A 12,238-nucleotide genomic window follows, 5' to 3' on the forward strand; every position below is an offset into this window, starting at 1 on the left:
GGAACGGTCACGGTGGAGCTGAAGGGGCCCGCGGCTGCTACGGGGGCCAACCGCCGGTCTAGCGACACCGCACCCCAGACAGCGGGGCCGACAGAAGCCGGGACGCTGCCCGTGTGGGTCGGACCCGCTGGTCACCCCAGTGCGTCGTCGACTGCAGCGACTGCGGCCCCCGGCCAGGTCCGCGTCCAGGTCGCCTCGCACGGTCAGGCGGTGTCCGCCGGCATGAACGCGATGCTACTGGGCTTCACCCGCGCTGACGGGCAGGCGCGAGCCGGACAGGTGCAGGTCGTCGTCGACTACGCATCGATCGCCGACGCTTACGGTGGCGGATTCGGTTCGCGGCTGGAGATGTTCCGGCTTCCGGCCTGCGCACTGACCACGCCAGAGGTGAACAAGTGCCGGCAGCGCTCACCGCTGTCGTTCAGCAACCGGGCGGATGCCGACCAGCTCGTCGCGACGCTGAACCTCGCGGGAACGAGCGGCATCTCGTCCCACGCATCGGCCCGTTCAACCCCGGTGCCGATGGACACCTCCGGCTCAATGACCGTGGTGGGCATCAGCTCAGGCAACGCGGGTTCCCAGGGCAACTACGCCGCCACGTCCCTGAACCCTGCCGGCACCTGGCAAGCCACGGCGACAGGCGCGTACGCCTACACCTACCCCGTGGCCATGCCGAGTCCCGTTGCAGGGGCGGCTCCTAGCGTGGGCCTGACGTACGACTCTCAGTCAGTCGATGGCGAGACCTCGGCCCGCAACTCCCAGGCATCGTGGATCGGCGACGGCTGGGACTACCAGCCGGGATTCATCGAGCGCACCTACCGCCCCTGCGGAACGCTTCTCAACTCCTCCGGAACCGACCTGCTCCTGAGGGGCTCCGGCGACGAGTGCTGGGGCGGAGACAACGCCACCATCTCCTTCGGATCCCACTCCGGGACGCTAGTACCGCTGGCGTCCACGAGCACCGACCCGAACCTGGTCGCCCAGTGGGTACTCCAGGGCGACGACGGCACCGTCGTGCAGGAGATGAAGAACGGCGACAACGGCCTGTACCAGGGCCTGTACTACCGCGTCCTGACCACCGACGGCTCGATCGCCTACTTCGGCGCGGACCACGCCCCCTCGTCAACCGCCGAGAACGCGGCACCCCAGTCGGGCACCCCCACAGACCCCTCGACGAACTCGGCCTGGGGCATCCCGGTCCTGCACCCGACCTCGGGCGATCCCTGCTACAGCACCGGCACCGGCACGGCCTCCAAGTGCGCACTGCCCGAGGGATGGCGGTGGAACCTGGACTTCGTCATCAGCCCGACCGGGTTCCTGCAGCGCTACGACTACACCAACGAGACGAACTGGTACGACCTGGGAGGCGGCCAGGCCGCCGCGTCCAACGGCTCGGGGACGCTGACCCAGTACACCCGCGGAGGCCAGCTCGCCTCCATCTCCTATGGCTACAGCCTCCAGGACGAGCTCACCGGGGGTGCCAACCATCTCCCCTCTGCTCAGGCCGTCTTCGGATCCGCGCCGCGCTGCCAGGCCACCTCGACGTTCGACTGCTCCGCCGCGATTAACACAGCCAACGCCCCGAACTGGCCGGACGTCCCGTATGACCTGAACTGCAACCAGGGTGACTCCACGACGTTGCCACCTGGCTCGCAGACTGTTCCCGCCGGCGTCTGTGTCACCGCAGCTCCCACCTTCTGGACGACCACCCGGCTTTCGACGATCACCACCAAGGTGAACGTCGCAGGCAAGGGCCTCACGCCGGTCGACTCCTATCAGCTCACCCACGCCTACTCGAACGCGGGCGGCGCGGCCGACCCCATCACCGGTACCTCCGTCGACCCGAAGGACGCGGGCGCGCTCCAGGGCGTGATGTGGCTGCAGACCATCCAGCACACCGGCTACGACGCGTCCGGCAACAAGATCACCCTCAACCCGGTCACTTTCGAGGGAACAGAGGTCGACAACCGGGTCGAGGGTGTCTCGAACGCCACGACCACCCCGCCGCCGCTATACCGGCCCCGCATCTCAGGCATCCAGACCGAGACCGGCGAACTGATCACCGTCTCGTACAACACCACCCCCTGCACGGGCCAGAGCCTGTCCTTCGCCCATGCGGACTCCAACACCAACGCCTGCTACCCGGTGTACTGGGCCGTGCCCGGCGGCGTCACGCCCATCCAGGACTGGTTCAACAAGGTCACCGTGGCACAGGTGTCGATCACCGACCAGACCTCCAGCGGCACCGGCAAGACGTCCGCCTACGTCCCCAACCAGGTCGCCAACGTCACCGCTGGATCCGCCCCGCAGGTTTCCACCTACAGCTACGGCGCCGCGGCGTGGCACCGCGACGACTCCGCCCAAACCGACGACCAGTACCGCACGTGGGACCAGTTCCGCGGCTTCCAGACCGTCACCGTCACCACCGGTACCGCCCCGGACCCCGTCACACGCAGCACCACCACCTACCTCCAGGGCATGAACGGCGACTACCTCGCCAACGGCAGCCGACGCGCCGTCACCGTGAACGCGACCCTTGGCGGTGACCCCAGCAAGGTCCTCGAAACGGTCACCGACGACAACACACTCGCCGGCACTGCCCTGGAGACCGACACCTACACCCACGCAGGCGGAACCATCACCGAGGAGCAAGTCGCCGGACCCTTCGGGTTCCACCAGACCGCGTCCAGCTCCCAAACCCCGTGGACCGACTGGAACACCACCGACCACCCCACCGGCACCGCCCCAGCCCCGTCCACCCTGCCGCCCCTGCTGGCCCAACGCCCCACCAGCGCCGTCTCCACCGACTACGCCCTCCTCGCAGACGGCACCACGTGGCGCCAACACAAGACCACCACCGGGTACGACAGCCAGGGCCGCGTCTCCATCTCTGACGCCGCGGCCGTAGACGCCCCCTTCGGCAGCAACCCGACACCGCTGCAGGAGACCTGCACCACCACCAGCTACGCCACCCCCTCATCGGCCGCACCGATGATGCTCACCTACCCCGACCAGGTCACCACCGTCAACACGGCTGCTGACTCCGGCGCCTGCCCGGCCGCGAACTCGACGAACAACCTCCTCCTGTCCGACGAGAAGACCTACTACGACGGCAGCGGAAAGCTCGACTCCGCCGACCTCCCGACCTTCGGCCAACTCGGGGCCAACGGCTACATCGACGCCACGGCGATCGCCACCGGCTACGACAGCACCGGCGACGAGCAATGGCGCACCACCTCCGCCACGACCTACGACGGCGCCGGACGCGTCACCCAGACCCTGACCCAGGACCCCACCGGCGCCAAGCCCGCAGGCCTGCCCGTCACCACCAGCTACGCCCCCAGTTGGAACCCGTCCCGCGGCAACACCAACCCGACCCAGATCACCACCACCAACCCACAGGGCTGGACCTCGCACACCAGCCTCGACCCCCTGCGCAGCCAGGAGACCGCCAGCACCGACCCCAATGGCCGCACCACCACCATCACCTACGACGCGCTCGGCCGACGCACCGCGGTATGGCTGCCCGGCCAAGACCAGTCCAAGGGCGACCAGGCCAACGAGACGTTCTCCTACTCGATCAACCCCGGTGCCGTCTCCACACCGATTCCCAACACGGACGGTTCCATCACCAACGGCGGCGCACCCACATCGGTGACCACCAACACCCTGCGGGACAACAACGGCGGCTACGCCACCTCGACCACCATCTATGACGGGATGCTCCAGCCCCGCCAGACCCAGACCACCCCGGCCGGCGACACCACCAACGGCCGCGTCATCACCGACACCTTCTACGACTCCCACGGCTGGCCCGCGTACACATACGGCCCGCACTACGACTCCAGCACCGCCCCCAACAGCACCCTCGTCCCTGCCAACGAGAACACCATCGCGTCCGAGACGACGAACACCTACGACGGCCAGGGCCGCACCACCGCGACCACGCTGTGGCACGACGCCATCCGCCAATGGCAGACCGGCACCAGCTACGTCGGCGCCAACCAGACCACCACCACCGCCCCGCAAGGCGGACCCACCACACGACAGACCACCAACGCGCTCGGACAAGTCCAAACCAGCAAGGTCCTCAACACCAACGCCCAGGTCGTCCTGACCGGCGGACAGGTCATCCCCTCCGGCACCTCGCTCATGTCCGACAGTGTCCGACTTGCCATGCAGGCCGACGGCAACCTGGTCATATACGGCCTCGCCAGCGGGAAAGCCCTCTGGGCCAGCGGAACCTCCAGCGCCGGCGCCTACGCCCAGTTCGGCACCGACGGAAACCTCGCCGTCTACAACGCCGCCGGCACCAGCCTTTGGAGCACCGGCCTCACCGCCACGAGCGGATCCGTCCTGAAGCTGCAGAACGACGCCAACATGGTGATCTACAACAGCGCCGGAACCGCCGCGTGGTCGACCAAGACCTACCAGGCCGCTACCGAAGCCGACTCCGCCACCAGCTACACCTACTGGCCCACCGGACAGGTCCACACCATCAGCGACACTGCTGGCAACCAGTGGTCCTACAGCTACGACCTGCTCGGCGAACTCACCTCACAGACAGACCCGAACACCGGGACCACCACGCTCGGCCCCTACGACACCGGCGGTGATCTGCAGCAGAGCACCGACGGCCGCGGCCAGACCTTGTCTTACCAGTACGACTGGGCCGGACGCCTCCAGGGCGAGTACACCGGCAACTGGAGCACGTCGCCGAGTCCCGCCAACCAGCTCACCGGCTACACCTACGACAGCCTGGCAGACGGGCTGCTCACCAGCGCCAGCCGCTACATCGGCGGCAACACCACCGGTGGCAAGGCCTACACCACCACGATCACGGGTTACGACACCGCATACCAGCCCACCGGATACACCCAGGACATCCCCGCGACGGACGGCTTCCCCCAGCCCCAACTCCCCTCCGGCATCCCCGCGGCACCTTCCGGCCAGACCCGCTTCGCCATGACCGCGAGCTACACCAGCGTCCAGGGACTGCTCGCATCCCTCCAGTACGGCACCGACGGCGGCCTGCCGGCCGAGAACCTCACCTACGCCTACAACCAGGCGGGCGCCGTCAGCTCCTTCACCAGTTTCATCAGCACATCCAGCACCCCTACCTACCTCGCCGCCACCTACCACGACAGCCTCGGCAACCTCCAAGAAGCCGACTACAACACCCTGGCGAGCGGCAAAGCCGTCGACACCTACGCCCAGTACGACGCCACGACCAACCGCGTCACCCAGACCAGCGACATGGCCCAAGGTGTCTCCGCGGCACCCGATGTCGTCGACTACCGCTACGACCAGGCCGGTGACGTCACCGCCATCGACGACCTGCAGAACAACACCACCCACGACACCCAGTGCTTCGCCTACGACTCCTTCCAACGCCTCACCCAGGCCTGGACCGACACCCAGGGCATCACCAACGCCGGCACCGCCGGACAACAGCCCGGACTGAGCGACGCCGAACCCGGAGCCGTCGGCGCCTGCAACACAGGCACACCCCAAACCAGCACCGCGCCGGTCAAGACCAGCACCATCGGCGGCCCCGCACCGTACTGGCAGACCTACACCTACGACCTCCTCGGCGACCGCACCGGGATGGTCAACCACGACACCACCGGCAACGCACTCAACGACACCACACAGAGCATCAGCTACGCAGGGAGCAACGGCACCGCAGCGACCGCCACCCCTAACCAGGCCGGCACCACCAGCACCTCCAACCCGGGCGTCGGATCCACCACCCAGACCTACGGTTACACCGACAAGACCAACACCCCCTCCGGCGTCAACGCGGGCAACACCATGACCCGCACCCTGTCCGCCGGACCTCTGAGCCCAGGCATTAAGAGCACCAGCAGCGGCTACACGGGCAAGAACCTCTGCGCCACCGATACCGCCGGCTCCACCACAGCCGGAGCCAGGCAGGTCGTCTGGCCCTGCAGCAGCGGAAACACCTCCCAGCAGTACACCCTCGGCACCGACGGCACCCTCAAGGTCCTCGGCATGTGCCTCGACACCACCAGCGGGGCCAAGACCGCAGGCACTGGCATCGTCATCAACACCTGCAACAGCGCCACAACCACCCAGAAGTGGAAGACGGGCCCCAACAACCAGCTCGTCAACACCGGTGCCAACAACCTCTGCCTGACCGACCCGTCCGGCAGCACCACCAACAGCACCCAGCTCACCGTCGCCGCCTGCGGCGGGACCGGCCAGAGCTGGACCACGGTCGCTGGTGCCGGGACCGCCGCCCCCGGCACCAGCGAGACCTTCACCTACGACCCTGAAGGCCGAACCAACACAGTCACCACCACCAACGGAGGAACCAGCCAAACCAGCACCTACACCTACGACGCCTCCGGCGCTCTCCTCGAGCAGAACACCACCGGCACCAACACCAAAACCCTCTACCTCTTCGGCGGTGCCGAACAGATCATCGTCAACGCCCCGACAGGCGGCGCCAACGCCCTGCGCTACTACCCGGGCCCCGGCGGCGTCACCATCACGCGCACCAACACCGGCACGCTCGCCTACCAGATCGCCAACGCCCAGGGCACCGCCGAAACCAGCATCGACGCCAACACCCGCAACGTCAGCCGCCGCTACTTCGACCCCTACGGCAACCCCCGAGGCACCCAACCCACCACCTGGGTCGACCCCTCCGAGGACCACGGCTTCCTAGGCAAGCCCACTGACAACAGCAACGGCCTCGACCTGCTCGGCGCCCGCGTCTACGACCCTGCGCAAGGCCGCTTCACCAGCCCTGACCCACTCTTCGAAGCCAATGACCCCAACCAGAAGGGCGGCTACACCTACGCGGCAGACAACCCGTCCACCGGCAGCGACCCCACAGGACTGATGTGCTCCCAGGGCGTCGACAGCGGCGGGTGCGTAAGCGGAGGCAACGGCTCTGCCAGTGGTGGGGGCCAGCCCAATAACGGCCAAGGGTCGCAGGGCACAGACAACTCGTCGGGAGACACGTCCTCGGCTCAGCCCGCAGCCGCGCCACAGGCAGCTCCGGCCGTTCCCCCAGTCGTTCACTGGCTTCACCTTCTGATCGACTCCGTCTACGCAGCAGAAGGCCGCGAAGACGGCGGAGGCGGCGGAGTAATGGACGGTGGCGGCGGCCTGCCCCCCGCCGACAACGAGGCTCCCCCGGGCGGCGGAGGAGGCATCGGCGGCGGAGCCGACACAGGCGGGGACGCCGGAGACGAAGCTAACGCGCCCGCCGAAGGGAGTGACCCCGCGACGGGAACGTCCGCTGATCCCGCTCCGGACATGACCACTCCCGAAGGTGCTGCCGAGAACCAGGTTGATACACGCGGCGACGATCAAGCGGTTCAAAACGAGGTCCGAGCGGAGGGCGCCGACGAACAGGCACAGGTCGAGAACGACCAGCGTGGAGCGGCTCGGGCCGAGCAGGAACAAGCAGATGCCCCCCATGCAGATGACGCTATTCGGTCCGGTAGCATCGAAGCGCGGGTTGATTCTCTGGGCCGGACATACCACGTTGACACTGATACTGGTCAGCGAGTTGCCAATCCCAACGCTGACCCGAGCGCCGAGCCGCAGTGGACCTCCCAGCTCCGCAGGAATGCCTGGAAGCAGGTTTACAACGACCCGAATAGTGGATTGGATCAAGCGCAACGGATGCAAATAAAGGCGAGAGGCTGGGCGGGGCCGACGAGGAACAATCCCTGGACGGGCCAGCTCGAAACTATGGAGCTTTCCCATGAGCCGATCCCCTTCCGCGATGGCGGCACGGAAGTTGTTCCTCGCTGGCCAGACGAGCACGCCATGATAGACCCATATCGAATCCTCGAAGGTAACAGGATTCCCGGAACCAATACGTATCCGTAAATATTTGGGGTGGTTGGAAATGGACAGGTTTCTCGTCAAGTCGGACCTTGGGACCCTGGAGGGAGGGGTTCCGGAATCGGGCCCAATTCTTGACTTGATTAAATCTATCGCAGTCGGCGAGCTGACTTTCCTTGTCATCCAGCTCGCCAGTTCCGCCCAGGTCTACATTCAAGCTTTTCTGGAGGCTGAGGGGCTCTGCCTGGAGCATCGAGAAGGGGGCGCCGATGCCCACTTTGAAAGCCGGGGAGTGGCGATTGAGCAGGCGCACTCGGTGATGATGAGCTGGGTGCGCGGAACCGCAGGCTGGCGAACAGACGTTATTTGGGAGAAGCTCGTGCGGTAATCTTTCCGATGCGGGTCCAGGTCATGAGAGCCGACGGATGCTGCATCGTTCGGAATCTTGACGCTACTGTTCGGTTCCGATCCGGTCGTCCCGAGCCGATAACAGGGGTGCGGAGCGTTGCTGGGACCCGACGATCTGACCAGGAGCGTGTCGCACGGTACGAAGGCGCGCCGGGTGGCTTACAGAGGAACCATGCCGAAGCGAACCCTGTGGGGCTCATAAACATCGCTGCAGGTGGGGCCCGCGTGAGAGGCGTTCGCCGGCGCCCTGGGATGCTGCGCGGGTGATCATCTCGACGGTGTACCGGATCACCCGTGCGTTGCTGTCCGTGCCGGGCGTCCTGCTGCGCCGCGACACGGCCAAGGACGCCGAACTGCTGGTGCTGCGGCATGAAAACGCTGTGTTGCGCCGTCAGCTCGCGGGTCCGGTCCGTTACGAGCCCGCGGACCGGTTCTGGTTGGCCGCGCTGTCGTCGCTGATACCGCGCTGCGACTGGCGCCGTGTCTTCCCGGTCACCCCGGGGACGTTGCTGACGTGGCACCGCAGGCTGATCGCGAAGCGGTGGGACTACTCCCACCGACGTCGGCGCATCGGTCGCCCACCCACGGCAGCTGCGCTCAAGAAGCTGGTACTGCGACTGGCGCAGGAGAACCCGCGGTGGGGCCACCGGCGGATCCAAGGTGAACTGGCCCGACTGGGACATGCCATCGCGCCGTCCACGGTCTGGCAGATCCTGCACGCGGCCGGCATCGACCCGGCCCCGCGGCGGGCCGGCCCGAGCTGGCGTGAGTTCCTCGCCGCCCAGGCCGAGGGGATTGTCGCGGCGGACTTCTTCCACATCGACACGATCACCGGTAGGCGGCTGTACGGGCTGGCCTTCCTGGAACACGGCACCCGCAAGCTGCACATCACCGGTGTCACCGCCCATCCCACCGCGCAGTGGGCGACCCAGCAGGCCCGCAACTTCACCGCCGACCTCGGCACGCGCATCGGATCGCTGCGCTTCGTGCTGCGCGACCGTGACAGCAAGTACACCGACGCCTTCGACGCGGTCTTCGAGGCCGACGGCGTGGAGGTGCTCCTCAGCGCACCCCGGGCACCGCGGATGAACGCCCACTGCGAGCGGGTCATCGGCACGATCCGCCAGGAGGCACTCGACCACGTTCTGGTCATGAACGAGGCCCACGCCCGACGCGTCCTTGCCGAGTACCAGGAGCACTACAACGCCCACCGACCGCACCGATCACGAGACCAACGGCCACCCGAAGCTCCGAGACAGCCGCCTGACCGGACCGTGGGTGCGCCGGGCAAGCTCCTGTGCACCCGTGTCCTCGGCGGAGTCATCAACCAGTACCAGTACGTGGCTTGAGCTGCGGCGATGACTTTTCGAGCCCCACAGGAGTCATCAACCAGTACCGGTACGTGGCTTGAGCTGCGGCGATGACTTTTCGAGCCCCACAGCTTCGTCAAAATCGCCGCGCAGGGCCCTGATCTCATGGTGCATCGGGGCCTGGCGCGAAAGAATTCTGGGCATCTCGACCGTTGTGGGTGATAGCGGTCAACGTGGATTGACCTGGGAGCGGATTGGGAGCCGAGTGCTCCCAGCTTCGCTCCCAATCTGCTCCCAGCCGAAGTGGGCTTAAAAACGTCGAGAGCCGGTGTCTGATGAATCAGACACCGGCTCCGACCTGCGACTTTGGACTAGCGTCCGAGTCGGGACGACAGGATTTGAACCTGCGACCCCTTGACCCCCAGGTCGGCGAGTTAAGGGATTTCGCAGCTCAACGCGGGAGTGGTGCTCGGTGCAGCGCGCTGACGAGCTGGGCCTGTGCGGCAGCGTGCACTGCGTGTGGTCCCAATGTGGTCCCAGCCGACTGACCGCCGAGTGTTGCTGGCGGTCATCGCTGACAACTGCTTTGAAGCGGTGTCATGGGAGCGGCCACGCGCGTGACTGTGGCGCTGATCCCGTGCGGGTATCAACGCCTACGGCGCCCGGATCCCACCGGGCCTCCTTGGCATGCGCAGATGGAGCTGAGCAACAGTCAGGAAATGGGCAGCCGCCAACGGGACGCATCCGCGCGCGTGACGTCCTATCTGGCGTTCCTCGGCTTCGCCGCACCCGTCTGCTGCTACAAGCGCTTCAACCGACTCACGAGATAGGGCGCCATCGTGAGTAGGTCGATCTACCCGAGCACGACCCGCAGCAGGATCCGAGCCTCCGCTGCGCCGACGTGTCGCATCCTCTCTGAGTGGAGCCACCCTCGATGTACCTGGTACGACGCCAGGGCCCAGACCACGGTGCCGTCTGGCTCGTCCAGGGCAATGAGCACGTCGACCTCGTCGCCGGATGCTGCCACGATGCGATCTGAGACCGTCCCCCGGTACTCCGCGGCCAGGTCGTCGGACGGCTTGGGGTCGTCCCAGAGCTGGTAGGCGGCAAGATAGTCGTCGCTACGGATGGCGTCGAAGAACTCCATGACCGCGGCGACGTTGTTCCGCGTCGGCGGCGGAGCCACTCTCACGGGCGACGTGGAGGGAGTTGAGGGCGACGAGGGCGGGGTGTCGGTCGGCACGTACGAGTCCGTCGGCGCCGGGGCGGCGGGGACGCCTCCTACGCCGCCAGTGGTCCCGTAGGTGTAACCACCGCTCGTGCTGCTGCTGTACTGGTAGCCACCGCTCGTCCCGCCGGAGGAGCCGTAGCCCCCGCTCGATCCACCGCCGTATCCCTGATCGCCGCTGCTGTAGCCACCGCCGGACCCGTAGCCGCCGCCCGACGTGTAGGGGTAGCCAGCGATCGGATAGCCGCCAGCTGTCGATCCGCCGGAGTCGTCCGAGCCGAACAGCCACCGACCCACGTAGAAAACCCCCGTGGCCACGAAGCCGATGACCACCAGCACGAGGATGTAGCCCAGCGCCGTCTCGGCACGTGAAGGCCGACGAGGCGGTGGGGGAGCCGCCTCGGCGGCATTTCCGATTTGCCAAGGTGCAGGCGGCAGCGAGTGCCACGCGCTGAGACCCGCTGGCGGCACGGCCGACCCTTCTGGGTCCTTGCGCCGCAGGTGTAGACCGGTCTGCTGTTCATGTCCCCCTCCGGGGAGGACCCTAGCGCGCTCGTACGAACCGAGAGGCTGCGATCCGGTCACGGACTCACCCGGCCTTCTCCGGCCTCCAGTCGGCACCAGGCACGTAGAGAGCCCAGGGTGACCGATCATCTCGACTAGGCCCCGCGGTGCTTGTGAGCTGGCCGAGTGCTGCTTTGTGGGCTTGAGCTGCCCCTGCCTCAAGCAGCGCGACCCGTGCTTCGCCCTGATCCTGCTTGTACCCAGGTACCCGCCTCAGCCCGAGGACATCCATCGTCGTTGATGTCGCTGGGTCAGGCACCGACGGTGGCGTCGTGCCAGCGGGCTGTGAGGACGATGTCGTGGCCGAGGGCTGAGTCGATGGTTCGGTGCAGTTCGAGGCGGGTGATGCGGTCGTCGCGTGGCCGGTAGGGGCGCGCGGGGTCAGCTAGGCCAAGTACTGGTCCGAGGGCGTCGATTGCTGGTTTCCATAGCGCGGACCAGTTTCGGCCGGGAGAGACCTGGAAAGCTAGCTGGAGGTGGACAGGCACGTCTGCGGCGAGTTGAGGGCTTGCTTGGCGGCATGCCTCATGGATGGCCTCCTTCCAGGCCTTGCTGGTGGCGGAGACACGAGTTCGCACCTGTAGGTGCGGCATGCCGCGGTCGTTCGGGTCGGGACTGGCGCACCCGATGGTGAGCGTGGAGGTCCCGGCGTGGCGCTTGTGAGCGAAGAAGACGCTGAAGCGGTGTGCGCCGAAAGCACGGGCTAGTGGGAAGAGGTAGTTGTCAAGGTCGTGGCCACCGCGGGTCAGCGCGATGTGGTCTTCCAGGCCCACGCTGAGCGCTAGGGCAAGCGGCGCTCCGTCGTGGTTAGCGACTTCCGGGAACAGTGGTATGACGCTGGCGATGTACATGCGTAGCCGCTGCTGGGCTGGATGCCTCGCGGCGTCCCAGCTTTCCAGGA

General features: G+C 66.9%; 5 protein-coding genes and 1 pseudogene. 3 read left to right on the forward strand and 3 right to left on the reverse strand.

Going from position 1 to position 12,238, the window contains the following annotated elements; all coding sequences use genetic code 11:
• Positions 1 to 222 precede the first annotated feature (222 nt).
• From TR50_RS49805 to TR50_RS24005, 3 genes are all read left to right on the forward strand, one after another.
• Positions 223 to 7,872: a ricin-type beta-trefoil lectin domain protein gene (locus TR50_RS49805; RefSeq protein WP_152648592.1), complete on the forward strand. Its 7,650-nt coding sequence runs from the start codon at positions 223 to 225 to the stop codon at positions 7,870 to 7,872.
• A gap of 19 nt (positions 7,873 to 7,891) precedes the next feature.
• Positions 7,892 to 8,215, forward strand: a complete 324-nt coding sequence (locus tag TR50_RS24000) for a hypothetical protein (protein ID WP_042425498.1) — start codon at positions 7,892 to 7,894, stop codon at positions 8,213 to 8,215.
• 283 nt (positions 8,216 to 8,498) lie between these two features.
• The gene (locus TR50_RS24005; protein ID WP_042425500.1) at positions 8,499 to 9,584 is read left to right on the forward strand and encodes an integrase core domain-containing protein; all 1,086 of its coding nucleotides are present in this window, start codon (positions 8,499 to 8,501) and stop codon (positions 9,582 to 9,584) included.
• 814 nt (positions 9,585 to 10,398) lie between these two features.
• Here TR50_RS24005 and TR50_RS48065 read toward each other — a convergent pair.
• The 3 genes and pseudogenes from TR50_RS48065 to TR50_RS24015 form a co-directional block, all read right to left on the reverse strand.
• On the reverse strand, positions 10,399 to 11,106 hold the full coding sequence (locus tag TR50_RS48065) for a hypothetical protein (RefSeq protein WP_176572857.1): 708 nt from the start codon (positions 11,104 to 11,106) through the stop codon (positions 10,399 to 10,401).
• A gap of 83 nt (positions 11,107 to 11,189) precedes the next feature.
• Positions 11,190 to 11,297: pseudogene (locus TR50_RS50160) on the reverse strand (hypothetical protein); the annotation flags it as partial.
• Between the two features lie 291 nt (positions 11,298 to 11,588).
• On the reverse strand, positions 11,589 to 12,238 hold a 650-nt coding region (locus TR50_RS24015; RefSeq protein ID WP_236654566.1), incomplete at its 5' end, for a hypothetical protein.

It is taken from the genome of Streptacidiphilus anmyonensis, assembly GCF_000787855.1.
In the GTDB taxonomy this organism is placed as follows: domain Bacteria; phylum Actinomycetota; class Actinomycetes; order Streptomycetales; family Streptomycetaceae; genus Streptacidiphilus; species Streptacidiphilus anmyonensis.